Origin of the sequence: Mycetocola sp. CAN_C7 (assembly GCF_015752285.1) — a bacterium.
Lineage (GTDB): Bacteria > Actinomycetota > Actinomycetes > Actinomycetales > Microbacteriaceae > Mycetocola_A.
Genome location: NZ_JADOUY010000005.1, coordinates 236,207 through 259,210 on the forward strand (window position 1 = coordinate 236,207; position 23,004 = coordinate 259,210).

Sequence of the window (23,004 nt, forward strand, 5' to 3'; positions counted from 1 at the left end):
AGCGTTGGGCGCATGAATGCCTCAGTCCGTCGCGCGATACGGTGCTCGGCCGTACTGGCTCGGGGCGAGATCATCGATCCCGAACAGGGCAGCGGCACGCAGGGGGAAGTGCGGATCCCTGAGCGCTTCACGGGCGATCATGACGGCATCCGCCCTGCCCGACCGAACGATGTCTTCCGCTTCGGACGCGTCGGTGATGAGGCCGACCGCTGACACGAGGACGTGTGCGTTGTCCTTGACATGGGAGGCGAACGGCACCTGGTAGCCGGACGACAGCGGGATGTGGACGCCGGGAACGGCGCCGCCGGTCGAGATGTCGAAGAAGTCGACACCAGCAGTGGCGGCCCAGCCGGCCACTGTCGCTGTGTCGACCTCGTTCCAGCCGCCGTCGACCCAGTCCGTGGCCGAGAACCGGACCATCAGGACCACGTCTCCGATCGCCGAACGCACCTCGTCGACCACGCGGAGGAGAAGCCTGGCGCGGTTTTCGAGAGATCCGCCGTAGGCATCCGTTCGCGTGTTCACGAGCGGGGACAGGAACTGATGCAGCAGGTAACCGTGTGCCGCATGGATCTCCACCACATCGAATCCGGCAGACACCGCCCGGGTGGCCGCCTCACCGAATGCGGTCACGACGGCGTCGATCCCGGCCTCGTCGAGAGCAGTCGGGGCCTCGAAGTCATCGAACGGGTCTGAAGTCGGACCGACGGTCGGCCAGCCACCCTGCTCCACAGGAACGCTGCCGCGTTGGTCGGTCCCCCACGGCGCGAACGTCGAAGCCTTGCGTCCGGCGTGACCGAGCTGGATGCCGGCGGCGGCCCCCTGTGCACGAATGAACCGTACAGTCCTGGCCCAGGCGTCGGCCTGCTCGTCGGTCCAGATGCCCGTGTCCTGCGGGGAGATCCGGCCGTCGGGTGACACGGCCGTCGCTTCGGTGACAACGAGTCCTGCCCCGCCGATGGCGAACTGGCCGAGGTGCACGAGGTGCCAGTCGGTGGGAACGCCGTCCATGGCTCCGACGGAATACTGGCACATCGGGGCGATCCACAGCCGGTTGCGCAGGGTGAGCGACCGCAGGATCAGCGGCTCGAAAAGTGCGGGCATGATCAATACTTCCCGGACGGGTACGCCGTCCTGCTGCTGGTGGCGGTATCGCGGCCGCCCGTCGTGTCGTCTGTGACCGCGATCGTCGGGTCGGAGAGCAGGATGCTCATGAATACCGTCCTTCTGTGCCTCTTCAACCTATCGTGAAGGTATGGAGAAAATTTCCGGAAGCACGTGGATGCCGTGGGGCGAGCAGGATGCTGCGGCCTTCATCGCCGTTCCCACCGCCGTGAGCGACAAGTACAGCAGGGGTGTCCTCGGTGTCGTCACCGGTTCCAGCGTCTACCCCGGTGCGGCGGTTCTCGGGGTGGAGGCCGCCGCACGCACCGGTCTCGGCATGATCCGATACCTCGGCGACGCCACCGACCAGGTTCTCGCCCGCAGGCCCGAGGTGATCTCGGCACCCGGTCGGGTGCAGGCGTGGCTGATCGGATCGGGAACGGACTCACAGGACCTGGGACTGCTCGACACGCTCTTCTCCGATGCCCTCGCGTCCCGTCTACCGGTCGTGGCCGATGCCGGTGCGCTCGAATCCGTCGCCCGCGCCCCACGGGCGGGAGTGATCGTCACGCCCCATCACCGGGAACTGGCTCGGATGCTCGGGGCGGCGGGCACAGAAGTTGCTCCGGCAGACATCGCTGCTGCCCCTGACCGGTGGGCGGCGAGAGCAGCGAACCTTCTCGGCGTGACCGTGCTCCTCAAGGGCGGCACGACCTGGGTGGCAGAACCGGACGGCCCGCAGGTGTCGGTGTCTCTCGCTCCGCCCTGGACCGCGACGGCGGGCGCCGGTGACGTTCTCGCCGGCATCCTGGGTGCTCTCCTCGCCACGCACTCCACTGAGGTTCAGGAGCCAGGCGCACCGGCGCGACTGGCCGCAACGGCCGCGGTGATCCACGGGCTTGCCGCTTCGCTCGCTTCCCGTGGGGGACCGATCGTCGCCATGGACATCGCTGAGCGTGTGCCGGATGCCGTGAGGCGGCTGCTCGGCAGTTCACGGGCCTGACCGTTTCACAGGGGGCTCACAGGCGGCGCAAATATTCGGTTCCGGGTGGAGCGCTAGCGTGGCCGCACGGTCCCAGGCCGGATCGCCGCAGACCTCCCCGAGAAAAAGGACATGAGATGCAGACCCGAACGAGGCAGAACGTCGCAACCGCACTGGCCGGCATCGCCGTGATCGGGGGGCTGGCCGGGTGCACGGCGTCCGGCTCAGCGGCCGACGACACGTCAGGGTCGGCGGATACGCCGGCAGAATCACCGGCGACGGACACGGAGTACACGGATGGCGAGTACACCGCGACCGGCGACTATTCGTCGCCGGGTGGCGAGGAATCCGTCACGGTGACCCTCACCCTCACCGAGGGCACCGTCACCGACCTCGAGGTGACCGGCTCAGGCGGAAGCCCCAACGCCGAGCGGTTCCAGGGCGAGTTCATCGACGGCATCACCGAGATCGCCGTCGGCCAGGACATCGATGAGCTGAACGTCTCCAAGGTCGCCGGATCGTCGCTCACCAGCGGCGGGTTCAACGCTGCAATCGAGCAGATCAGGAACGATGCCAGCTGAGCCAGCCGGGTCCGCCATCGGCTTCGAGGCGATCGGCACCCGCTGGCAGATCGACTCGGCTGCCCCGATCAGCGCAGACCTCGTCGCCGCCATCGACGCACGCATCGGTGTCTTCGACCAGACCTGGTCTCGATTCCGGGAGGATTCCGTGGTCTCCGCGTTCGCCCGCGCGGCTGGCAGCGTGGACCTGGGGGAGGATGCCCCTGCTCTCTTCGCCCTGTACAGCAGGCTCGGTGGCGCGACATCCGGCGCGGTGTCGCCCCTCGTCGGCGACGCGCTCGAGCGGCTGGGTTACGACGCCTCGTACTCGCTGGTCCCGGAGCGGGGACCCCGCAGGGGCGCTCCCGCCTGGGCAGACATCGCTGTACTCGACGGGACGACGCTGACGACGACGGTCCCGGTGACGATCGACATCGGTGCGGCGGGGAAGGGGTACCTCGTCGACGTCGTGGCCGCCCTGCTCACAACCGCAGGCCACACGACCTTCACCGTCGACGCTTCTGGTGACATCGCCCACCGTGGTGCTCCGATCCGTGTCGCCCTTGAACACCCGTACGACCCGGCCAGGGCAGTCGGCGTCGTCACCCTCACCGAGGGGTCACTGTGCGCATCGGCGACGAATCGGCGCACGTGGGGTGACGGGCTCCACCACGTGATCGACGGCCGCACGGGAGAGCCCGTCGATCAGGTCGTCGCCACCTGGGCGCTCGCTGACGACACGGCGACCGCAGACGGCGTCGCGACCGCCCTGTTCTTCGCCGCGCCTGCGGCGTTGGCCTCAGAGTTCGGCGCGGAGGGCGTTCGCATCTTCAGCGACGGGCGGATCGAACGATCGCCCGGATTCCCCGGGGAGTTGTTCCGATGAAACGCCGCTTCGACATCGCCATCGGCCGCGTCACGATGTACCGGCTGGTGACGCTCTGGCTCATTCTCCTGGCGATCGTCAGCCTGATCCTCTCTGCGACAGGCATCCTGTTCTTCAGCCCGCTCGAACTGGCCGCCGGCCTCGTCGTCGCTGTCGGGGTCAGCGTGGGGTCGAACCGGCTCGTCGCACTGCTGTTCGGCGCCACGCCACACACCGAGTCCGGGGTGATCACCGGTCTCCTGCTCTTCTTCATCTTCCGCCCCAGCATCGAGCCGCTCGATCTGCTTGGCACGGCGGTCGCCGCTCTCGTTGCGACGCTGTCGAAGTATCTCGTGGCCGTTCGCGGCAGGCACATCGTCAATCCGGCCGCGTTCGGGGCCGTCGTCGTCGGCATCACCGGGATCGGTGTCTCCTGGTGGTGGATCGGCAGCACCGCTCTCCTCCCCGTCGTCGTCGCGGCTGCCGTCCTCGTTCTCTACCGAACCAGGCGATTCCTTCTCGCAGGCACTTTCATCGTCGTCGGTGTCGGTTCGATCGTGCCGCGACTGATCGACAACGACATGTCACTGGCCGCAGCCATCACCACGTCGTTCACGTCGTACCCGGTGATCTTCTTCGCCGCCTTCATGCTGACCGAACCGCTCACTCTCCCTCCGCGCCGGTGGCAGCAGGTTATCGAAGCTGCTCTCGTCGGCGTTCTCTTCGCGCTTCCGTATGAGATCGGTCCGATCTTCTCGACGCCGGAACTCGCTCTCGTTGCCGGGAACCTGCTGGCGTTCGTTGCTGGACAGCGTCGCGGCATCCGTCTGGTGCTCGAATCGCGGACGCGGCTCACTCCGACGGCCGTCGAACTGCGGTTCCGCCCCGAGAGCGCACTGCGCTTCGCCGCCGGGCAATACCTGGAGTTGACGGTGCCACACCGTGGTGCGGATGCCAGGGGCGATCGACGGATGTTCAGCATCGCGACGGCCCCTGCAGACCGGACCGTCGCCGTCGCCTACCGCGAGAACGACCCCGGCAGCAGTTTCAAGGCGGCCCTGGCGCGGGTGGAACCCGGTCACACCATCCGCGCCACCGGCGTGTGGGGAGATTTCACGCTGCCGAGCGACCCGACGGTCCCCGTGCTGTTCGTGGCCGCAGGGATCGGAATCACACCGTTCGTAAGCCAGATCGCGGACCTGCACCGACGCGGCCAGGCCAGGGACATCGTGCTCGTGTATGCGGTGTCGGCCCCGGAGGAGATCGCGTATCGCACCGAGCTCGAACTGCTCGGTGTGCCCGTCTTCCTCACGGCTCCTGAGCCTCCCGACGTTCTGCCCACCGGCTGGGCCTACCTCGGCCCCGGTCGGCTCACCGCCGCCCGGCTCGCCGGTGCGGTCGGCGATCTGCGCGAACGGGCCGCGCTGATCTCCGGACCTCCTGGCCTCGTCGACGAGCTTCGGCCGGCTCTCGGTCGTCGGGCGAAGACCGACTACTTCTCCGGGTACTGAGGCTGCCGACAGTCGAGCCCGCCTAGGATGAGGCGGTGGGCAGGGGAATCGGTATCTGGGGGGCGTTCGCCGTCGTTCACGCTTCCCTGGCCTGGATTTGCCTCGGCCTTCCAGGAACCGGTATCGGCGAGCTGGCTGTCGGGCTGCCCCTCGGTGACGTCACGCTCGTCTACCGTCCCTGGATCGAGCGGGCGCTCTCCGGCGGACCGGTCGTCGGCGTCACCACCGGCTGGGTGTACCCGGTGGCCGCGATTCTCCCGATGCTCGCGGCGATGGGATTCGGCCCGGATGCCTACGGTCCGGTCTGGCTCGCACTCGTCACCCTGTTCAACTCCGCCGCATTCGCCCTGCTGCTCGGCTCCCGCCCGACGCGCAGGCGGCAGGCGGCGGCCTGGTGGTGGCTGGCGTTCACCGCTCTTCTCGGCCCGATCGCCCTCGCCAGGATCGACTCGATCACCGTGCCGATCGCGATCGTCGCTGTGCTGCTCGTTGGGCGGCATCCGTTCGTCGCCGGTGTTGTGCTCGCCGTCGCCACCTGGATGAAGGTGTGGCCCGCTGCCCTGGTCGGCGCGCTTCTGGTCTCGGCGCGCTCCCGGCTCTCCATCCTGCTGGCGGGCGTGGCCACGAGCGCGGTCATCGCGTCTGTGGTCGTTCTGCTCGGCGGCTGGCGCCATCTGTTCGCTTTCGTGACCGAGCAGACCGGTCGCGGATTGCAGATCGAAGCGCCGGTGTCGACGGCGTATCTGTGGATGGTCTCCGCCAGGGTCCCTGGTACGGCGATCTACTACGACCAGTCGATCCTGACTTTCCAGGTCGCCGGACCGGGAATCGAGGCGGCCATCGCCGTTATGACTCCGCTCCTTGTCGTCGCCGTCGCGGGAACGGTCTGCGTCGGTCTCCTCGCGGTGCAACGCGGGGCATCCGAACTCCGGCTGTTCCCATCCCTGGCTCTCGCCCTCGTGCTCGTGCTCATCGTCGTCAACAAGGTCGGGTCACCGCAGTTCCAGACCTGGCTCATCGCACCGGTGATCGCCGGCATCCTCTGGCGGGGGAGGGCATTCGCCTGGCCGGCCGGAATCGCGTTGGCATTGGCCGCCCTGACCCAGCTTCTCTACCCGTATCTGTACGGATGGTTGTTGTCTGCTGCGCCAGGCATGGTCGCGGTTCTCACCCTGAGGAACATCGGGCTGTGTGTGCTGCTCGGCTGGGCGTTGTTCGACGTCTGGCGTGCGGGCAGATCGGCGCGTCAGTCCTCGTCGAGCGCGGCCTCGAGCCGGTCGACCTTGGCGGTGAGTTCACCGGAGTAGCCCGGCCGGATGTCTGCCTTGAGTACGAGCGAAACGCGCGAACCGTAACGGCCAACGGCATCCGTCGCCCGTTTGATCACGTCGAACACGTCGTCCCAGTCCCCCTCGATCGTGGTGAACATGGCATCGGTGTGGTTGGGCAGGCCGGACTCGCGGACGATCCGCACGGCGGCAGCGACGGCGTCGTGAACGGAGGCGTCGGCGCGACCGGTACCGGATGGGGCGACGGAGAAAGAGACGAGCATGGACTCATCCTGCCACCCGCAGGCGGTCAGCGTGCGGGAATCGGACCGCGGTGCATCAGTCGAGGATGATGCCGTCGAGAATGGCGCGCTTGCGGAGGGCAACCTTCGTTCCGACGTCGAAGCCCGACGCACGGTATTTCTCGCGGATGCGCTTGAGGTAACTCTTCGCGGTCTCCTCGGAGATGCCGAGCTCGTATGCGACGCTCTTGACCGGTTCGCCCGCCGCGTACAACGCCATCACCCGGCGCTCCTGCGCGCTGAGCTTCGGCGACCCGGTGGTTGTCGCGTTGAGAGCGATGTCGAGTTCGTGAGAGATGAAGGACTCCCCGGCGTACGCAGACCGGATGGCTTCGACGATCATGGTCGGGTCTTCGGTCTTCACGAGGTAACCGAGGGCACCGGAGGCGAGGGCCTCACGCACGACCGCTGGGTCTGAGTACGTGCTCATCAGCACGGTCTTGACACCGGTGGTCTTGAGGATCGACAGCTTGAGCGACACCGGGATGTTGTCTTTGAGGTCGAGGTCGAGGAGGACGACGTCGACGGGGAACTCGGAGTGGGTGAGAAGCTCAGGCCAGGTCGGGAGGGCCGCGACCATGGTGATGTCGGTGGCTGCGCCTCTGATCCATTCGGTCAACGCCCCGAGAAGCATTTTGTGATCGTCGACGATGGCCAATCGAATCGGATTATCCGCGCTGCTCATGTAGTTTTCCCCTCTTCACGCCCGTGTCTATCGATCGATCGGACTGTCGACCGTGCACTCGATGACGACCATGAGCGCCCGTGGCGTCGTGGTATCAACATAGCGCCCTGCGCGGCTCAAGTGCTGCCACGTGGCCGGTTCGACGTCGACGCGCCGCATCCCGCGCGCCTCGATCTGGATCGGGAACCGCAGTCGGGGCGAGCCGGGACCGCTCGTCGCTACCGACGGACCGAGGGTGACGATCGCGTTGCGCGCCGTGCGCTGCTCGCCGTACATCATCAGCCAGAGTGCGGAGAGCAGGCCGTCGCGCTGGCGCTGGTCGAGCAGGGCGGCGAGGGCCTGGTCGTCGCGCAACTCCACCGATACCGACAGAAAATCGGACTCGGCGATGGCGTGGTGCAGCCAGGTGTAGTTGCGACCGGCGATGAGATGCCGCCGCAGCACCGTCGAGAGTTCGCCCGCCCGCTCGGCGCGGTCCGGCTCGAGGGGGAGCGGTTCGCGCCCGGAGGCGATGTCGTCGAAGAGCTGCTCGACCTCGAGGTCGACGCTGGCCAGTTCCTCAGATTCGAGCATGCTCACCCCGAACGCCGGGGCCATGACCGTCGACTGGATGAGCACACGGTCGAGGGCCATGAGCACCATGCGCCGGTAGGAACTGACGATGATGCAGGCGATGAGCGGAGGCATGACCGCGAAGCTGGTCAGGAGTACTTCGGTCCCCGCGTTCAGCGTGTCGACGTCGGGGTTGCTGATGAATGTGACGGCGATGGCGACACCGAGCAGCCCGGCTGCGAGAGCCACGTCCCAGGTCGAATGGAGTGTCACGACGGCGAGGAGGACGCCACCGACGCCGATCGCCGCCGTCGGATACAGGCCGTCGACACCCGCGCGAGAGACGGCTGCGAGGTCGAGGACGACCACGATTCCCAGGCAGAGCAGAAGAAGCGTGAATGGAAGGTCACCGAGCCTGTACCCGTTCGCGCGGACAGTGAGCACGGTGATGATGGATGCGGTGACGAGCAGCAGCCACGCGCTCGCGGCGAGCATCGGTTGCGGATATTCGGTCACGTGCAGGCTGTATCGCCACAGCCCGTTGAAGAGCACCACCCCGCCGGCGATCGTCAGCGACGCACCGAGCTGGCTGGTGCCCAACGTGGCGCGGGCGGATGCCGTCCGGTCCGGCCGGTCTGACCTGTCGCGTGTGTCGGTCATTTCGGCATCTCCAGAACGACGGTGGTGCCTGCACTCGGTGCGCTGAACACGCGGACGCTCCCACCCGCGTCACGGACACGAGCAACGACGGAGTCGGCGAACCCGAGCTTTCCGTGCGGAACGGTGGCCGGATCGAAGCCGCTCCCGGCATCCGTCACCACCCCGCGGACGATCGATCCGTCGTCGCTCAGCGTGACGTGGGCGTCCGTCACCCCCGAGTGTCTGCGCACGTTCTCCAGGCACTCGGAGAGGGCGAGAATGAACGCCTCGAGTTTGGCTCCTGGCAGCCCGATCTGACCCGAGCCATGCCAGTCGATGTCGAGTCCCATCGAGTTGAACCGCCCCCGCAGCGCTTCGAGCGTGCCGCCGAGGGCGAGTTCGGCCGTGTTGGTGAGGGTGTACTCGCCCGAGGACCGAGGCTGCGGCGTCTCGCCGAGACGCAGTCGTTTGAGCAGGAGACCGTCTGATTCCGCCTGCGAGCGGAGAGCGGCATCCGGAACCCCGACGCCGGAGTGCGCCAGCAGTGTGAGGGTGGCGAGGACGGTGTCGTGCAGCAGCCGCGCGTCACGGTGCCGTTGCGCCTCGGTCTCACTCGCGCGCCGCTCGACGTTGTGGGCGCGGCCGATACTCGAGATGCGGCGCATCACGCGGGGGAAGCTGGACCGGAGCCAGGTTCCGAACAGGATCGAGATCGCCCAGCCGCAGAGCACGAACACGAGAAGTGCACTGGTTCGCGGGTTGTTGCCGATGGACAGGACCAGGAGGTACGCCACCGTCGCAGCGAAAGCCAGGACGAGGCAGATCAGCTGACCCCAGGAGGAGACGAGAACGGTTGCCATCGATCCGATGCCCCAGGCGCCGACCGCCGCGATCGCGCTGCCGGTCGCGACGTTCAGCTGCCCGTTCGCGGGCATGTACACGGCGGCGATGACACAGAGCCCGATCGAGAAAGAGAAGATCATCCAGAGCGGATTCGGGCGGTGGGTCATCAAGAGCTGCGTCGTGGCGAGGGCGGAGAGCAGGGCCAGGCAGACAAGGGTGTTCGGCAGCGTCATGGCGTCCGGCATCGACACGCAGATGGCGGCGACTGCGGTTCCGGTCAGACCGAACAGGCGGGTGGTCCGGTAGAGCAGGCGCGCAAGCTGCCACGAGAACCGGTCCCGTTCCTCCGGGCTCAGCCGTGAGGGGGTCACGATGGCACCCCCCTGATGGCTCGCGCATCGTTGTCACGGCCGGTCATGTGCAGCAGTCTAGAACGACGACCGGGTCAGGAGACGGAAGCGGCCCGCCGGTCGGCGGACTCGAGAAGCCGGCCCAGATGGGCGCTGACCGCCTCGGACTCGATGAGGAACCCGTCGTGCCCGTAGTCGGAGGTGATGACAGCAGGCACTGATCCGTCGATGTTCGAACGGATGCCACGGGCGATCGTCTCCTGTCCCTCGAGGGGGAACAACCGGTCGGAGTCGATGCCGAGCACGAGTGTCGTCGCGGTCACGCGGGCGAGCGCGGCGTCGATTCCGCCCCTGTCGCGTCCGATGTCGTGTGAGTTCATCGCCTCGACGAGGGTGATGTAACTGTTCGCGTCGAACCGCCTGGTGAATTTGTTGCCGTGGAAGTCGATGTATGACTCGACCGCGAAACGGCCCCCGTCGCCCTGGGGGCTGATCGCTGACTGCCAGGTGCGGCCGAACCGGGTGTTGAGTTCTGACGGGCTGCGGTAATTGAGCAGGGCCATCCGCCGGGCGAGAGCGAGCCCCCGGTGCGGGCCGTCGCCGTCCTGGGCGTCATAGTACGAGCCGCCGGCGAACTGGGGATCCATACGGATCGCTTCGATCTGCACCGAATTGAGGGCGATCTGGTCTGCTGTCGTGTGCGGGGGAGCGGCGAGCACGGCAAGCCGGGCGACACGCTCAGGAAACGTGACCGCCCACTCGAGAGCGTGCATCCCGCCGACGGAACCGCCGACGACCGCGGCCCAGCAGTCGATCCCGAGGGTGTCGGCGAGGAGGGCCTGCGCGGTGACCTGGTCCCTGATGGTCGTGTACGGGAACCGGGCGCCCCACTCGACCCCGTCAGGGGCGAACGACGCCGGCCCCGTCGAGCCCTGGCAGCCGCCGAGCATGTTGGGTGTGACGACGAACCACTCGTCCGTGTCGATGGCGAGACCCGGGCCGACCATCGCACCCCACCAGCCGGCGGTCGCGTGGCCGTTCCCGGCCTCGCCCCGAACATGACTGTCGCCGGTGAGGGCGTGCGGAATGAGCACGGCATTGTCGCGTTCGGCGTTCAGGGTGCCGTGGGTTTCATAGGCCAGGCGCAGGTGAGGCAGGTGGCCGCCGCTCTCGAAGTCGAACGAACCGAGCTCGGCGAAGGTCCGCGATCCTGCCGGATCACCGTCACGCCAGGCTCCTGTTGCTGGCGGCTTGCCGAGGAGGTGCCGCGCGAGGTCTTCGGTGATGAAGCTCGACGGGACCGTGTCCTCGGGTGTCTGCCAGTCCATGCATCCATTCTGTCTGCTGACGGTGCCCGTCGTGCCTGTGTTACAGGGAAGCGGGTGGTTCGGCGGTGGATGGGTGCGGGGGCCGCAGGGTGGCATCCGTCGTCCGGGTCAGTTGTCCTTCGGTCGGCGTGCCCGGTCGTCTGCGGGGGAACCCGTGTCAGAACGGTCAGCAGGCAGTCGCTCGATCCGGCGTCTGGCGGCCTGCTCAGACGTCGAGGATCCACCGAGGATGCCGCGCACCGCGCGCAGCACCAGCCCGGTCGCGGCGACGACAGGGAGAGGGGATCGACGCAGCCCGAGCAACGCCCGGTACTCCCGTGGAATGGATGCAACAGCCCCGGCAAACATGATCCGGTACGCGGGCATCATGGAACGTCGCAGCGGCGGGTTGCGGATGAAGCGCACCGCTTCGGCGACCCGTTCGTCGTATTGCAGGACGCCGGCATTCCGATAGGCGGCGAGCCCGTCGAGGAGATCACGGTGGGAGAGAGGAGGATCCGGCACTCCGACCAGTCGGCCGGCCTGGGCCCACTCACGCACGTAGGCATCCGGACCGCCAGGAATCGGCGCCTCCCAGAGCAGATGGGAGGCGAGGAACGAGTCGGTGAAGACGATGTGGACCCAGTGCAGGAGGTCGGGGTCGCCCGCGGCGTAGTCGTGGACGCGGCCGTCATTGTCGGTGTATGTGCCGGTCACGCGCTCATGGAAACGGCCGACCCGGGCAGACTCGCGTGCGGCGGTCGCCCTGTCGGCGAAGGTCACGGTGATGAGCCATTGGATGGTGCCCGAGAGACGACCGAGCGGATCCTCCCGGTACCTCGACCAGTCGTGGACTCCGGCCATCGCCCCGGGGTGCAACGTCTGGAGGAGCAGAGCCCGGATGCCGGCGACCATCGTGGCGAGTCCACCGTGAACAGCCCATGCGGCCGAGTCCGGGCCGAAGAATCCCTCGTCGGTTCCCTCTTCGATGCGGTCGACCCACTGCGGGCGACCGTCGCTCGACCCGGACAGGGTGGTGAGCAGGTGCGAACGCCAGCTGTCGGTGAACCTGCTCATTGCCCGAGCGTAACCCGTGACCTGTGAACATTCCTGTGGCGGCCACAGGGGCCGCCACAGGATGGTGCCGAACGTGTTTCCTGGGGCTACCCCCGGGCAGCGACGACCACGGCGCGAGCGGCCGCGAGTCCCTGCTCGAGGTCCGCCTTGAGGTCGGCGACGTTCTCCAGCCCGACCGAGAGGCGCACCAGGCCGGGGGTGACGCCCGTCGTGAGCTGCTGCTCGGGGGTGAGCTGTGAGTGGGTCGTCGATGCCGGGTGGATGACGAGTGAGCGCACGTCTCCGATGTTCGCGAGGTGCGAGAACAGGCTCAGCGTGTTGACGAGTTCCCGCCCGGCGTCGACGCCGCCCTTGAGTTCGAAGCTGAGTACGGCGCCGACACCCTTCGGTGCGTACTTGTTGGCGGCCGCGTACCAGGGGCTCGACGGGAGGCCTGAGTAGTTGACGCTGGCGATGTCGGGGTGGTTGTCGAGCCACTCGGCGATCTCCTGCGCGTTCTGCACGTGACGCTCGATGCGGAGGGACAGCGTTTCGATGCCCTGGATGAGCTGCCATGCACTCGCCGGGGCGATCGCGGCACCGAGGTCGCGGAGCAGCTGCACCCGGGCCTTGATGATGTAGGCGAGCCCGTCTCCGACGGCGGTGGTGTAGCTCGCGCCGTGGTACGAGGGGTCCGGTTCGGTGAGGCCGGGGAACTTCTCGACGTTCTTCGACCATTCGAAGGTGCCGCCATCGACGATGACGCCGCCGATGACGGTGCCGTGTCCGCCGAGGAATTTGGTGGCGGAGTGCACGATGATGTCTGCGCCGTGGTCGAACGGGCGGATGAGATACGGCGTCGCGATCGTGTTGTCGACGATAAGGGGGATGCCGGCCTCATGCGCGATGCTCGACACCAGTCCGATGTCGAGGATGTTGATGCGCGGGTTGCCGATGGTCTCGGCGAAGAACGCTTTCGTGTTCGGGCGGATCGCCCGGTGCCACTCGTCTGAGTCGTCCTGATCCTCGACGAAGGTCGTCTCGATGCCGAGCTTGGCGAGGGTGTACTTGAACAGGTTGTAGGTTCCGCCGTAGATCGACGACGACGAGACGATGTGATCGCCTGCCTGCGCGATGTTGAGGACCGCTGCGGTGGATGCGGCCTGCCCTGAGGCGAGCAGGAGGGCGCCTGTGCCCCCTTCGAGCGCAGCGACGCGCTCCTCGACGACGGCCTGCGTCGGATTCTGGATGCGCGTGTAGATGTTGCCGAACTCGGCGAGGGCGAAGAGGTTCTTCGCGTGCTCTGCGCTGTCGAACACGTAGCTCGTGGTCTGGTAGATCGGCGTCGCGCGGGCCTTCGTCGTTGGATCGGGCGCTGCGCCGGAGTGGATCTGCTTGGTTTCGAACTGCCAGTTGGCGTCGGAATCGGCCATGATAGCCCCTCGTTTCGGGTCGGGTGGAAGGTTACGTCGAAGATCGTTGCCCTCACGCTATGCACGATGCGCCGCCAACTCAATGGGGCCGGAAATATGGCGTAACGCGGCCCGCCTAGGCTGGTCTCATGAGTGCACAACGCGTGGTCGTGACCGGAGCCAGTTCAGGGATCGGGGCCGCCACCGTGCGGCTGTTCCGTTCTCGCGGATGGGATGTCGTTGGCGTCGCCCGACGTGCTGACCGGCTGGAGGCGCTCGCCGCCGATACCGGGGCATCCGTTGTCGTCGCCGATCTCACCGTGCAGGCAGACGTCGACCGTCTGCGTGACGAGGTCGCGGCATCCGGTGGGGCGACTGCACTCGTCAGCAATGCCGGCGGTGCGTTCGGTATGGACTCGGTCGAGTCGAGCGACACCGACGACTGGGCGCGGATGTACGACATCAATGTGCTCGGAACGAAGAGGGTGATCTCTGCGCTGCTCCCGATCCTGCGGCAGGCGGACGCCGCGTCGATCGTCGGCATCACGTCGATCGCCGGTTCGGTGGCGTACGAGGGTGGCGGCGGATACAACGCGGCGAAGTTCGCCCAGAGGGCCCTGCTGCAGGTCCTGCGGCTCGAGCTAGCAGGCGAACCCATCCGGGTGATCGAAGTGGCGCCTGGCATGGTGCGCACCGACGAGTTCTCACTCGTGCGGTTCGGGGGAGACCAGTCCAGGGCGGATGCCGTCTACGACAACGTCCCCGATCCGCTGAGCGCCGACGACATCGCCGAGGCCATCGTGCACGCCGTCGAGCTCCCCGCCCACGTGAACATCGACTCGATCACGGTGAAGCCGGTTGCGCAGGCCGCGCCGCACAAGGTGATTCGGGGCCCGTTGACGATGAAGCAGGGCTGACCGTGGACGGCTCGCTCCCCGGCGGCAACATGAATGCGGTGCGCCGGGTCGGTGACACCGTTCATCGGGGTGCGGGGCCGTGGTCGCCGACCGTCCACCGGTACCTGCGCTATCTGGCGAGGAACGGCGTGACCTGGGCACCGACCCCTCTCGACATCGTCGACGGTGTCGAGATTCTCAGCTACATCGAGGGCACCGTTCCGTTGTACCCGCTGCCTTCGTTCGTCTGGGACGATTCGGTACTTGTCGATGGGGCGACGAAGCTCCGGCAACTGCACGACGCCTCCATCGGCTTCAGCGTCGACGATGCCGTCTGGCAGTCGACGACGAAGGTCCCGTCCGAGGTGATCTGCCACAACGATTTCTCCCCGCACAATCTCGCCTTCAATGACGAGGGCGCAATCACCGGGGCGATCGATTTCGACATGTGCTCGCCGGGGCCTCGCCTCTGGGACATCGCCTACTTCGCCACCCGCGCCTGCCCGCTGACCGCTGACACTCCCGTCGGGGCTCCTGGGCAGGATCAGATGCGCAGGAGGGTCGAGCTCATCCTCGAGGCGTACGGGTCGGACGCGACGTGGGACGACGTGATCCGCGTGGCTGTGACCCGGCTGCTCGACCTGGCCGAGTTCTCGGTGAAGATGGCCGATCAGTTGTTCAAACCGCACCTGCGCGCGGAAGCTGTCGCGTACGAACGGGACGCACACCACCTGCGCACGCTGCTCTAGCCCGCCCCTGGAGCATCCGTTCCCCGCAGCAAATTGCTCCAAATTCAGGAAATTGCTCCAAATTCAGGAGAACGGATGCGACACGCCGTGTGGGAGTGGTCTCAGCACGGCGTGTCGGCAGAATCTCCTGAATTTGCAGCCGCTCCAGCAGGGTTCAGCGAGCACGGCTCGGGATCAGAACGGGGTGATGCCGTACACCGGCCGGTCGGCCGCCAGAAGGGTGCGAAGGGCTGCGACAGCACCAGGGGTGCGCTCGACCAGTTGCCCGCCCGCCGCCACAGACACCGGGTCAGCCCCTCCGAGGTACAGCGAACCGAGCACCCAGGCGTCGAGCTCGAGGTTCGGCCGGGCGCGGTCGTCCGTCGTGACCTGGGCGACGCCATCCGTGACCGCCAGCCGGAAGACACCGGAAGCATGCCCCAGCTCATCGGTGACACGCAGCACGAGTTCGCCGTCTGCGGAATACGGTCGGGCCTCGAGGGCCTGCGGAACGTCGAGGATGCGCAGCCACAACCAGTCGTCAACGCCGGTGACGGTGAGCCGGCGCGGATCGTCGAGTGCCCAGGCGAGCGGCTCGTCGCTGCGACCCATGTTCCAGGTGACGGTGTCGACGAGGTCGATCGACGCCAGGTACTGCCACAGTCCGAGCGCGGCGTTGTCATCGGCGGCAACGAAGTCCACGACCTTGACGGCGCGTTTCTCGGTCTCCCAGCCGCTGAAGCGGTACGACACGTAGCCGTCGACCTCTCCGGCTTCGTCGTAGTGCAGAGCAGCCCGGATGCTTCGGTCTTCTTGTCCGTCGTTGTCGGCGAGTCCGGTGATGTGCTGCCAGATGCCGACGTGACGGTCCACCGAGCCGGGCTGAGCGGTGTGGAACCGTTCGAAGATCCTGGGCCCGATCTCCGCGAGGTCCTTCGCGTGCGCCCAGTCGGCACTCCCGGTGGGCACCGTGAGCAGGCGGAAGCCCGCGTCTGTCTTGAGCGAGACAGCGTGATGCCAGACGGCTGGGCCGAATCCGAACCGACGGTAGATGGATGCCTCGGATGCCGTGAGCGCGGCGACCGCGAACCCGTCGGCTGCCGCTGTCGCCAGGTTGTCCGTCATCATCCGGCGCAGCAGACCCCGCCGACGATGGGTGGGTCGCACGGTCACCGCTGAGATGAGGTGGGCGGGGAGCATCCTGCCGCCGCCGACGGTGAGCGACTTGGCGAACGAGGCGAACGTCGCCACCGGGTACTCAGCCCCCAGTGATGAGTCCTGGCGGCTGCGAGCGTATGCGCCGGTGAGCGTCTGTGCGTCGGTGACGAGCCCGGCAGAGACGCGGCTGAGCGACTCCTCGGTGTACGACTTCGCGTGGAAGCCCTGGGCGTCGGCCTGCAGCCAGCCCCGCGTGTGATCGTCGACCTCGCTGCCTGAGGCGGAGAAGCGACGGAATTCGTAGAGTTCATCGATGGTGGTCACGCCGACACCTTACGCCGTGTCACGAGGAGCACGACGGCTCCGACGAGAAGGCCCCAGAACGCGCTGCCGACCCCGATCACCACGATGCCTGACGCCACGACGAGGAACGTTGCGATGGCTGCCAGCCGGGACTCGGTGTTTTCGAGAGCACCGGTCAGAGAGGCCACGAGCGCTCCGAGCACGGCCAACCCGGCGACGGCCGTGATGATGATCGGCGGCGCCGCACCGACCAGCGCTGTCGCTACACCGGCGCCGAGCCCGAGAATCAGGTACGCGATCCCGGCGGTGAACGAGGCGATCCAGCGTTTCTCCCTGTCTGGATGGGACTCAGGGCTGGCCATGAGGGCTGCCGTGATCGCAGCGAGGTTGACGACATGGCCGCCGAAAAGCGCACCGACTCCCGATGCCGCTCCCGATCCGACCAGGGCGGCCCTGGTGGGCACGGTGTAGCCGAAGGTCGACATGACGACGACCCCAGGCACGTTCTGCCCCGCCATGGTCACGACGAAGAGTGGAACGCCGAGGCCGAGGATCACGGCGGGGTCGAAGGCAGGTGCGACGAAGACCAGCTGTGGCGCCACGGTGGTTGCCGAGAGCCACTCGGTGCCGGCGGTGACGGCGATGGCGATCGCCGCCACTGTCATGGCTCCTGGCACGGCCCAGCGTGGGGCGAACCGGTAGAGCAGCAACCAGGTCAGCACGATCGGCAACCCGAGCAACGGCAGCTCGACGGAGGCCTGGACCGGTGCAAGACAGATCGGGAACAGGATGCCGGCAAGCATGGCAGACGCGATCGGTTTCGGGATGCGGGTGATGGCGTTCGCGAGCGGCGGCCAGAGCCCGCACACAACGAGAAGGAGCGCGCAGACGAGAAAGGCGCCGACGGCTGAGGCGAAGCTTGCCCCACCGGATCCGGCGGCGAGCAGGAGTGCTGCCCCCGGCGTCGACCACGCGAATGAGATCGGGATGCGGAGCAGCCAGGTCAGCACGATACACAGGATGCCGACGACGAGGCAGAGCGCGAGAAGCCCGGACGAGGCCTGGTCATCGGTGGCACCGACGGCCTGGAGGCCCGCGATGACGAGTGCGAACGAGGAAGCGAATCCGGTGATGGCCGCGACGATTCCGGCGGAGATGGGCTGGAGAATGGCGGGTCCTTCAGGGGCGGATGCTGGGCGGCCGACCGGCCACGATCTCATTGTGGCCGGGCTCATCCGCCCGCGCCACTCGACTGCACGGCTGCACGGCTGCACCCGAGAATCGCTGTAGCGTGATTCCATGACGAACCCCGACTCGAGCACCCTGCCGGCAGCCTTCCCGCCCGAGCGTGAGGTTCTCGGCTGGGATGAATTCGGCTCGGCATCCCGTGAGCTGGCGACGGTCGTCGTCGACTCTGGTTTCAGCGTCGACATCGTCGTGGCCGTCGCCCGCGGCGGGCTGCTCCTCGCCGGTGCGATCGCTTACGCGCTCGGGACGAAGAACTGCGGCAGTATCAACGTCGAGTTCTACACCGACATCGATGAGCGTCTGCCCGAGCCCGTGCTGCATCCGCCGCTGCTCGACGCTCCGGCCCTGACCGGCAAGAATGTGCTGCTCGTCGACGACGTCTCGGATTCCGGACGAACCCTCGCCATGGTGCTCGAGTTGCTCACGGAGCATGGGGCGACGGTCAAGACGCTTACTCTCTACTCGAAACCCCGCACGGTTCTCGTACCCGACTACGTCTGGCGCGATACCGACAAGTGGATCACCTTCCCCTGGTCAGCGCACCCGCCGGTGATCGCCCCGTAGGCTCGAACCATGAGTGTGCACCTGGTCGGCGGCGGTTGGTCCGCGACGAACGACGGGGCGGTCTACGCCCCTTTCCTGGCTGAAGCAGCCGAACGTGCGACGGCGACCGGTGCCGAAGGGCGGCCACGGATCGCCGTGATCGTCGTTCGCGACGGCGACGGAGCGGAACACGCGGATGCCCTGATCGCGGCGGCGACTCCCGCGGGCGACTTCGACGCAGTGGTCACCGCGCTCGGTCTCGGCGACCGGGCGGTCGCTGCGGCGCTCGCCGACGTCCACGGCATCCTGATCGGCGGTGGGCTGACACCCGCCTACCTCGAGGTGCTGCAGCCTGTTTTCGGCGAGATCCGCCGCCAGGTCGCAGCCGGAGTCCCGTACCTCGGTTTCAGCGCCGGGTCAGCGATCGCCTCGGAGCACGCCGTGATCGGTGGCTGGCGGATCGGCGGCGTCGAAGTGAGCCCGGAGAGCGGCTCGGAAGATCTCGACGAGGTGAGGGTGGAGAACGGCATCGGGCTCATCGATATCTCGGTCGACGTTCATGCCGTGCAGGAGGGCACCCTGTCACGACTGATCGCCGCGACGGAAGCCGGGCTGGTCGCCGGAGGCATTGCGATCGACGAGAACACCGGGTTCGTCGTCGGTGAAGGTGCGCTTCGGGTTGTCGGAACCGGCAACGTGTGGCAGGTTCTCCCGACGGAAGCCGGGGTCCGCGTCTCGTCGCTCGCCGGTTCATGACCATCGATTTCGACCTGCCGCGGCTGGCGAGGTCCGGGCAGATCGATCCAGGGTGGGCTGCGGCCCTCGAACCGGCGCAGTCGCAGCTCGACGAGATCGCCCGCACGCTCGACGCGGAAACCGCAGCCGGAACGACGGTTCTCCCTGCCTCGCAGAACATCCTCCGTGCCTTCGCTGCTCCGCTCTCCGATGTCGCCGTGCTCGTGGTCGGACAGGACCCGTACCCGACCCCGGGTCATCCCATCGGACTCTCCTTCGCTGTCGATTCCCGGGTCAGGCCACTGCCGCGGAGTCTCGGCAACATCTACCGCGAACTCGCAGACGATCTCGGCGTTGACACGCCGGATTCCGGCGACCTGACCGGGTGGGCGGAGAACGGGGTGATGCTCCTCAACCGGGTGCTCACCGTGCGAGCGGGCGAGGCCGGCTCTCATCGGCGGATCGGCTGGGAGGCCGTGACCGACCTTGCCGTTCGAACCCTCGTTGCGCGCAGGCGCCCGTTGGTCGCGATCCTCTGGGGAAAGGATGCGCAGACACTCGAGCCGCTGCTCGGCGACACCCCCATCGTCGCCAGTGCTCACCCGAGTCCGCTGTCGGCCAGCCGGGGCTTCTTCGGTTCGCGGCCGTTCTCGCGCACGAACGAACGCCTGCAGGAGCAGGGTGCTGCCCCGATCGACTGGAACCTCGGATCAGGCGGGCTCTGGTAACTCCGTCTCAGCGCGCCGTCGTCTACGCTTGAACCGTGCTTGAAGAGGAATATCAGCCCCGCAGACAACTGCCGTCCCACCTGCGGAAAAAACCGGAGCCGGAGGCTCCTTTCCTCTTCACCATTCGAGATGCTGAGCTGGCCGACCTCCCCCACATCCGTGAGATCTACAACTACTACGTGGCGAACAGCGTTGTGACGTTCGACGAAGACAAGATGTCGCTGGCGAAGTGGAAATCGAAGTTCGCGCACCTCCAGAAGCTCGGGATGCCGTTCATCGTCGCCGAGTCGCCGAACAAGGTCATCCTCGGCTACGCGCTTGTCTCCCCCTGGAAAGAGAAACGGGCGTACCGTTTCACCGTCGAGAATTCGATCTACCTCGGTCCGGCATCCACCGGAAAAGGGCTCGGCCGGGTGCTCCTCGCCGAACTGATCGAGCGGTCCAGGGCGGCCGGGCTCAAGGAAATCCTCGCGGTGATCAGCGACAAGGGCGCCGAGGCATCCATAGCGCTCCACGAGTCCTTCGGGTTCACCGAGATCGGCCGAATGGGCCGCGTCGGCTTCAAGTTCGAACGCTGGCTCGGAACCGTGCTCCTGCAGAAGTCACTGAAGTAACGGATGCCGCGAGGCTGCGATAACGTGGCCGCATGCCGACATCAGCACCACACGACCGCCCGGCCAAGAGCACCGTGCTTCGTGCATACGCCGGGGAGATCCATGCCGATCCGGCGGCTGTCTATGCCGCCATCAAACAGAGACTGAGCCCTCCTGACCCGGAGGTGACGGCATTCACTGCTGATGACGCCGAGCGCCTCCTCATCGTGCAGGGTGGCTGGTGGTATCGCGGAGAGTACCGGGTTCTCCCGTCACCGGCCGGTGCGCGGGTCGAGCACGAACTGATCAACGTCGCCCAGACCGCCCACTGGGCCGGACCGCTCACCGGACGCAAGTCGATCGCCCAGTCGGCGCACGTCTTCGGCCGTCTCCTCACCGAACTGGCCGCCGAACTCGAAGACTGATCGGGATCTCCGGCTCTTCTCGTGGAGTGTGCCCTGAGCGTGGAGCTCAGCCCCGCGAGGTGGCTCTGCTGAGGATGCCGTATCCGGCCACGGCGGCGAGGACGGTGGGGATCAGCGTCCAGGCCACCACACCGGCAGGGCCGGAGGTGACGAACCACTCGCCCACCCGGGGCCAGCTCTGCGTCAGCGTGACAAGGGCGAGCGCTCCGACGACCAGCACGATGCTCAGGGCAGTGGTGAGGAGCAGCCCGTTCGTCCTCCAGCGCATGAACACCGTGCCGCTGAGAACGCCGATGAACGAGAAAAACAGCAGAGCAGCGGTGAAGACGAAGAGCCGTTCCCACACGGGCCCTGTGCCGAAGTAGAACGAGGTGAACATGTGGCCGCCGACGCCCCACCCATTCGTCCACTGCTCCAGGTACGACAGGCCGGTGAGGGCGGCGCCGTAGCAGAGGGAGAGCAGACCGAGCGCGATGGACGTGCCGAGGTAGAACTCGCGCCTGCTCAGGCTGAGACCGAGTGCGTAGGCGAAGGTGGCGTTCATGGCCTGGACGGCGATGACGAGCGTGTACACGAAGATGTACAGCGATGCTCCGCTCCACTGCGTGCCGTCGAGGGCATCCTGACGGTCCGATCCGGTGACACTGGCGCTGATGATCCACCAGATGGCCAGATTCACCAGCCAGATGAAGAACAGGATCATCAGCGGGATCCAGCAGACGGTCCACTTGTTGACGAAGTTGAGGCGCGCGGCGTTCCAGATCCGGTTCGCGGGCGCGGGAGCGGGCGCCTGCGTCGGCGAAGCGGATGTTCGGGGAGACACGGTGGTCATGACTGGTTCTCGAATTCCTTCTCGGGGACGTTGGTCCGGCGAACGATGAGCTGTTGAAGCGAAACGGGGGAGAGCTCGAGGCCGGCCTGTGCAGCCGTTCGTCGCTCCTCCGCGGTCAGCGCGCCGATGGTGACGGAGAGCAGCCCGCCGATGCCGTCGCGGTGGAGGATCTCGCGGCCGCCGACGAAAGCCTCGACAGCGCCTGTCATCCCGACGACTGTTGTGGCGGACCCCCGCAGGGATTCGGCGGGTTCGTCGATGATGATCGACCCCTGGTCGATGACGAGAACATGCTCGAGCAGCTGGGACACTTCGTCGATCAGGTGTGTGGAGAGCACAACGGTTCGGGGGTGCTGGGCGTAGTCCTCGAGAAGTCGGTCGTAGAACAGCTGGCGTGCGACGGCGTCCAGCCCGAGGTAGGGCCCGTCGAAGAAGGTGAGCGGAGCGCGCGAGGCCAGGCCGACGATCACGCCGACGGCGGAGAGCTGACCACGAGACAGCTTCTTGATCCGGCGGGCGACGGGGAGCCGGAACTCGTCGATCAGCCTGCTCGCGAAATCGGCGTCCCAGTTTTCGAAGAACCACGGGGCGCTGGCAAACACGTGCTTCGGCTGGAAATCGTCCGGGTAGCGCTGGCTCTCCTTGATGAACGACATCTGCCGAAGCACGCGTGCGTTTTCGGCCGGGCGTTCGCCGAAGACCCGCACATCTCCGGATGTGGCAAAATCCTGGCCGGTGAGCACCTGCATGATGGTGGTCTTGCCCGCCCCGTTTCTGCCGAGCAGCCCGGTGATCGAGTGGCGTTCGATGTCGAAGCTGGCCTGGTTCACCGCAGTGACCTTGCCGAAACGCTTGGTGAGTCCCCGAACGCTGATGACCGGGTCCGAGGGATGTGTCGAGGGGGAGGTCATGCTGAAACGCCTTCCGTTGAGATCATTTCTGTGAGCTGGTCGGGATCGATTCCGAGTTTTGCCGCTTCCGCGATCAGGGGACGGATGAATTCGTCCCGAAATCGGGTCTTGCGGGCGTCGATGAGCCTGGCGCGGGCGCCTGCGGCGACGAACATGCCGATGCCTCTCTTCTTGTAGAGAATTCCGTCGTCGACAAGGCGGTTCACCCCCTTGCCTGCGGTTGCCGGATTGATGCGGTGGAACGCGGCGAATTCGTTGGTCGACGGCACCTGGCTCTCCTCCGCGATCGAGCCCGCGATGATGTCGTTCTCGATCTGTTCGGCAATCTGCAGAAAGATGGGTTTGCCTTCGTCGATCACGGCACCTCCGGTCGATGAGCTTACGTGGTTCATTAGTTCAGTAACTAACCAACACCGTGGCGGGCGGCATGTCAAGGCCTGCGCCCGAATTTTCCCGGGCTTAGGCTCG

The 23,004-nt window shown here is 66.8% G+C and carries 25 protein-coding genes; 12 read left to right on the forward strand and 13 right to left on the reverse strand.

Annotated elements, in window-relative coordinates; translation table 11 throughout:
* Window positions 1-21 precede the first annotated feature (21 nt).
* A complete protein-coding gene (locus IWX78_RS12880) occupies window positions 22-1,104 on the reverse strand; it encodes an NADH:flavin oxidoreductase/NADH oxidase (RefSeq protein ID WP_196833939.1) in 1,083 nt (360 codons plus the stop codon).
* A 151-nt stretch (window positions 1,105-1,255) separates the two neighbouring features.
* Between IWX78_RS12880 and IWX78_RS12885 the strand changes: the two genes are divergently transcribed.
* The 5 genes from IWX78_RS12885 to IWX78_RS12905 all read left to right on the forward strand — a co-directional run bounded on the left by IWX78_RS12885 (window position 1,256) and on the right by IWX78_RS12905 (window position 6,329).
* Window positions 1,256-2,107 (forward strand): ADP-dependent NAD(P)H-hydrate dehydratase, encoded by an 852-nt coding sequence (locus IWX78_RS12885; protein WP_334684731.1) that lies wholly within the window; start codon window positions 1,256-1,258, stop codon window positions 2,105-2,107.
* 116 nt (window positions 2,108-2,223) lie between these two features.
* Entirely contained in the window at window positions 2,224-2,667 is a 444-nt protein-coding gene (locus IWX78_RS12890) for an FMN-binding protein (protein ID WP_196833940.1), read from the forward strand.
* Window positions 2,657-3,532, forward strand: a complete 876-nt coding sequence (locus tag IWX78_RS12895) for an FAD:protein FMN transferase (RefSeq protein ID WP_196833941.1) — start codon at window positions 2,657-2,659, stop codon at window positions 3,530-3,532. Before IWX78_RS12890 ends, IWX78_RS12895 begins: the two co-directional genes overlap by 11 nt.
* Window positions 3,529-5,022 carry a ferredoxin--NADP reductase gene (locus tag IWX78_RS12900; protein WP_196833942.1) on the forward strand — a complete coding sequence of 498 codons (1,494 nt, stop codon included), beginning with the start codon at window positions 3,529-3,531 and terminating at the stop codon, window positions 5,020-5,022. The genes IWX78_RS12895 and IWX78_RS12900 overlap by 4 nt, the downstream gene beginning before the upstream one ends.
* A gap of 35 nt (window positions 5,023-5,057) precedes the next feature.
* Window positions 5,058-6,329 (forward strand): glycosyltransferase 87 family protein, encoded by a 1,272-nt coding sequence (locus tag IWX78_RS12905; RefSeq protein WP_196833943.1) that lies wholly within the window; start codon window positions 5,058-5,060, stop codon window positions 6,327-6,329.
* On the opposite strand, the gene IWX78_RS12910 is transcribed toward IWX78_RS12905, so the two are convergent.
* From IWX78_RS12910 to IWX78_RS12940, 7 genes are all read right to left on the reverse strand, one after another.
* Entirely contained in the window at window positions 6,269-6,574 is a 306-nt protein-coding gene (locus tag IWX78_RS12910; protein ID WP_196833944.1) for a thiamine-binding protein, read from the reverse strand. The genes IWX78_RS12905 and IWX78_RS12910 overlap by 61 nt on opposite strands.
* A 55-nt stretch (window positions 6,575-6,629) precedes the next feature.
* The gene (locus IWX78_RS12915) at window positions 6,630-7,277 is read right to left on the reverse strand and encodes a LuxR C-terminal-related transcriptional regulator (RefSeq protein WP_196833945.1); all 648 of its coding nucleotides are present in this window, start codon (window positions 7,275-7,277) and stop codon (window positions 6,630-6,632) included.
* A gap of 27 nt (window positions 7,278-7,304) precedes the next feature.
* Window positions 7,305-8,489 (reverse strand): hypothetical protein, encoded by a 1,185-nt coding sequence (locus IWX78_RS12920; protein ID WP_196833946.1) that lies wholly within the window; start codon window positions 8,487-8,489, stop codon window positions 7,305-7,307.
* Window positions 8,486-9,682, reverse strand: a complete 1,197-nt coding sequence (locus IWX78_RS12925) for a sensor histidine kinase (protein ID WP_196833947.1) — start codon at window positions 9,680-9,682, stop codon at window positions 8,486-8,488. Before IWX78_RS12925 ends, IWX78_RS12920 begins: the two co-directional genes overlap by 4 nt.
* A 74-nt stretch (window positions 9,683-9,756) precedes the next feature.
* Window positions 9,757-10,989 carry a homoserine O-acetyltransferase MetX gene (gene metX, locus IWX78_RS12930; protein WP_196833948.1) on the reverse strand — a complete coding sequence of 411 codons (1,233 nt, stop codon included), beginning with the start codon at window positions 10,987-10,989 and terminating at the stop codon, window positions 9,757-9,759.
* 108 nt (window positions 10,990-11,097) lie between these two features.
* Entirely contained in the window at window positions 11,098-12,045 is a 948-nt protein-coding gene (locus tag IWX78_RS12935) for an oxygenase MpaB family protein (RefSeq protein ID WP_196833949.1), read from the reverse strand.
* Between the two features lie 86 nt (window positions 12,046-12,131).
* On the reverse strand, window positions 12,132-13,457 hold the full coding sequence (locus tag IWX78_RS12940; RefSeq protein WP_196833950.1) for a bifunctional o-acetylhomoserine/o-acetylserine sulfhydrylase: 1,326 nt from the start codon (window positions 13,455-13,457) through the stop codon (window positions 12,132-12,134).
* Between the two features lie 128 nt (window positions 13,458-13,585).
* Here IWX78_RS12940 and IWX78_RS12945 point away from each other — a divergent pair, with 128 nt between their 5' ends.
* Window positions 13,586-14,353 carry an SDR family NAD(P)-dependent oxidoreductase gene (locus IWX78_RS12945; protein ID WP_196833951.1) on the forward strand — a complete coding sequence of 256 codons (768 nt, stop codon included), beginning with the start codon at window positions 13,586-13,588 and terminating at the stop codon, window positions 14,351-14,353.
* A 2-nt stretch (window positions 14,354-14,355) separates the two neighbouring features.
* A complete protein-coding gene (locus IWX78_RS12950; RefSeq protein ID WP_196833952.1) occupies window positions 14,356-15,081 on the forward strand; it encodes a phosphotransferase in 726 nt (241 codons plus the stop codon).
* 174 nt (window positions 15,082-15,255) lie between these two features.
* Here IWX78_RS12950 and IWX78_RS12955 read toward each other — a convergent pair whose 3' ends face one another.
* Both IWX78_RS12955 and IWX78_RS12960 read right to left on the reverse strand, forming a co-directional pair.
* The gene (locus IWX78_RS12955) at window positions 15,256-16,542 is read right to left on the reverse strand and encodes a GNAT family N-acetyltransferase (RefSeq protein ID WP_196833953.1); all 1,287 of its coding nucleotides are present in this window, start codon (window positions 16,540-16,542) and stop codon (window positions 15,256-15,258) included.
* Window positions 16,539-17,756 carry a benzoate/H(+) symporter BenE family transporter gene (locus IWX78_RS12960; RefSeq protein WP_334684732.1) on the reverse strand — a complete coding sequence of 406 codons (1,218 nt, stop codon included), beginning with the start codon at window positions 17,754-17,756 and terminating at the stop codon, window positions 16,539-16,541. The genes IWX78_RS12955 and IWX78_RS12960 overlap by 4 nt, the downstream gene beginning before the upstream one ends.
* A gap of 64 nt (window positions 17,757-17,820) precedes the next feature.
* Here IWX78_RS12960 and IWX78_RS12965 point away from each other — a divergent pair, with 64 nt between their 5' ends.
* Genes IWX78_RS12965 through IWX78_RS12985 form a run of 5 tightly spaced genes read left to right on the forward strand, consistent with a single transcriptional unit; the run spans window position 17,821 to window position 20,793 of the window.
* Complete coding sequence (locus IWX78_RS12965) at window positions 17,821-18,333, forward strand: phosphoribosyltransferase (protein WP_196833954.1); 513 nt, start codon at window positions 17,821-17,823, stop codon at window positions 18,331-18,333.
* A 9-nt stretch (window positions 18,334-18,342) separates the two neighbouring features.
* Window positions 18,343-19,068 carry a Type 1 glutamine amidotransferase-like domain-containing protein gene (locus IWX78_RS12970; RefSeq protein WP_196833955.1) on the forward strand — a complete coding sequence of 242 codons (726 nt, stop codon included), beginning with the start codon at window positions 18,343-18,345 and terminating at the stop codon, window positions 19,066-19,068.
* On the forward strand, window positions 19,065-19,775 hold the full coding sequence (locus tag IWX78_RS12975) for a uracil-DNA glycosylase (RefSeq protein ID WP_196833956.1): 711 nt from the start codon (window positions 19,065-19,067) through the stop codon (window positions 19,773-19,775). Before IWX78_RS12970 ends, IWX78_RS12975 begins: the two co-directional genes overlap by 4 nt.
* Window positions 19,776-19,810: 35 nt before the next feature.
* Entirely contained in the window at window positions 19,811-20,389 is a 579-nt protein-coding gene (locus IWX78_RS12980) for a GNAT family N-acetyltransferase (RefSeq protein ID WP_196833957.1), read from the forward strand.
* A 32-nt stretch (window positions 20,390-20,421) separates the two neighbouring features.
* On the forward strand, window positions 20,422-20,793 hold the full coding sequence (locus IWX78_RS12985) for a hypothetical protein (RefSeq protein WP_196833958.1): 372 nt from the start codon (window positions 20,422-20,424) through the stop codon (window positions 20,791-20,793).
* Window positions 20,794-20,839: 46 nt separating this feature from the next.
* Here IWX78_RS12985 and IWX78_RS12990 read toward each other — a convergent pair whose 3' ends face one another.
* Genes IWX78_RS12990 through IWX78_RS13000 form a run of 3 tightly spaced genes read right to left on the reverse strand, consistent with a single transcriptional unit; the run spans window position 20,840 to window position 22,928 of the window.
* The gene (locus IWX78_RS12990) at window positions 20,840-21,625 is read right to left on the reverse strand and encodes a hypothetical protein (RefSeq protein ID WP_334684733.1); all 786 of its coding nucleotides are present in this window, start codon (window positions 21,623-21,625) and stop codon (window positions 20,840-20,842) included.
* The gene (locus IWX78_RS12995) at window positions 21,622-22,536 is read right to left on the reverse strand and encodes an ABC transporter ATP-binding protein (protein WP_196833959.1); all 915 of its coding nucleotides are present in this window, start codon (window positions 22,534-22,536) and stop codon (window positions 21,622-21,624) included. The genes IWX78_RS12990 and IWX78_RS12995 overlap by 4 nt, the downstream gene beginning before the upstream one ends.
* Window positions 22,533-22,928 carry a GntR family transcriptional regulator gene (locus IWX78_RS13000; protein ID WP_196833960.1) on the reverse strand — a complete coding sequence of 132 codons (396 nt, stop codon included), beginning with the start codon at window positions 22,926-22,928 and terminating at the stop codon, window positions 22,533-22,535. Before IWX78_RS13000 ends, IWX78_RS12995 begins: the two co-directional genes overlap by 4 nt.
* Window positions 22,929-23,004: the final 76 nt, after the last annotated feature.

Excerpts from the sequence above, each read along its gene's own strand:
- metX (WP_196833948.1), bottom strand. The coding sequence starts at position 10,989 with ATGGACTGGCAGACACCCGAGGACACGGTCCCGTCGAGCTTCATCACC.
- IWX78_RS12935 (WP_196833949.1), bottom strand. The coding sequence starts at position 12,045 with ATGAGCAGGTTCACCGACAGCTGGCGTTCGCACCTGCTCACCACCCTG.
- IWX78_RS12910 (WP_196833944.1), bottom strand. The coding sequence starts at position 6,574 with ATGCTCGTCTCTTTCTCCGTCGCCCCATCCGGTACCGGTCGCGCCGAC.
- IWX78_RS12880 (WP_196833939.1), bottom strand. The coding sequence starts at position 1,104 with ATGCCCGCACTTTTCGAGCCGCTGATCCTGCGGTCGCTCACCCTGCGC.
- IWX78_RS12965 (WP_196833954.1), top strand. The coding sequence starts at position 17,821 with ATGACGAACCCCGACTCGAGCACCCTGCCGGCAGCCTTCCCGCCCGAG.
- IWX78_RS12915 (WP_196833945.1), bottom strand. The coding sequence starts at position 7,277 with ATGAGCAGCGCGGATAATCCGATTCGATTGGCCATCGTCGACGATCAC.
- IWX78_RS12970 (WP_196833955.1), top strand. The coding sequence starts at position 18,343 with ATGAGTGTGCACCTGGTCGGCGGCGGTTGGTCCGCGACGAACGACGGG.
- IWX78_RS12895 (WP_196833941.1), top strand. The coding sequence starts at position 2,657 with ATGCCAGCTGAGCCAGCCGGGTCCGCCATCGGCTTCGAGGCGATCGGC.
- IWX78_RS12885 (WP_334684731.1), top strand. The coding sequence starts at position 1,256 with ATGGAGAAAATTTCCGGAAGCACGTGGATGCCGTGGGGCGAGCAGGAT.
- IWX78_RS12995 (WP_196833959.1), bottom strand. The coding sequence starts at position 22,536 with ATGACCTCCCCCTCGACACATCCCTCGGACCCGGTCATCAGCGTTCGG.
- IWX78_RS12900 (WP_196833942.1), top strand. The coding sequence starts at position 3,529 with ATGAAACGCCGCTTCGACATCGCCATCGGCCGCGTCACGATGTACCGG.
- IWX78_RS13000 (WP_196833960.1), bottom strand. The coding sequence starts at position 22,928 with ATGAACCACGTAAGCTCATCGACCGGAGGTGCCGTGATCGACGAAGGC.
- IWX78_RS12975 (WP_196833956.1), top strand. The coding sequence starts at position 19,065 with ATGACCATCGATTTCGACCTGCCGCGGCTGGCGAGGTCCGGGCAGATC.
- IWX78_RS12945 (WP_196833951.1), top strand. The coding sequence starts at position 13,586 with ATGAGTGCACAACGCGTGGTCGTGACCGGAGCCAGTTCAGGGATCGGG.
- IWX78_RS12940 (WP_196833950.1), bottom strand. The coding sequence starts at position 13,457 with ATGGCCGATTCCGACGCCAACTGGCAGTTCGAAACCAAGCAGATCCAC.
- IWX78_RS12960 (WP_334684732.1), bottom strand. The coding sequence starts at position 17,756 with ATGAGCCCGGCCACAATGAGATCGTGGCCGGTCGGCCGCCCAGCATCC.
- IWX78_RS12920 (WP_196833946.1), bottom strand. The coding sequence starts at position 8,489 with ATGACCGACACACGCGACAGGTCAGACCGGCCGGACCGGACGGCATCC.
- IWX78_RS12990 (WP_334684733.1), bottom strand. The coding sequence starts at position 21,625 with ATGACCACCGTGTCTCCCCGAACATCCGCTTCGCCGACGCAGGCGCCC.
- IWX78_RS12890 (WP_196833940.1), top strand. The coding sequence starts at position 2,224 with ATGCAGACCCGAACGAGGCAGAACGTCGCAACCGCACTGGCCGGCATC.
- IWX78_RS12985 (WP_196833958.1), top strand. The coding sequence starts at position 20,422 with ATGCCGACATCAGCACCACACGACCGCCCGGCCAAGAGCACCGTGCTT.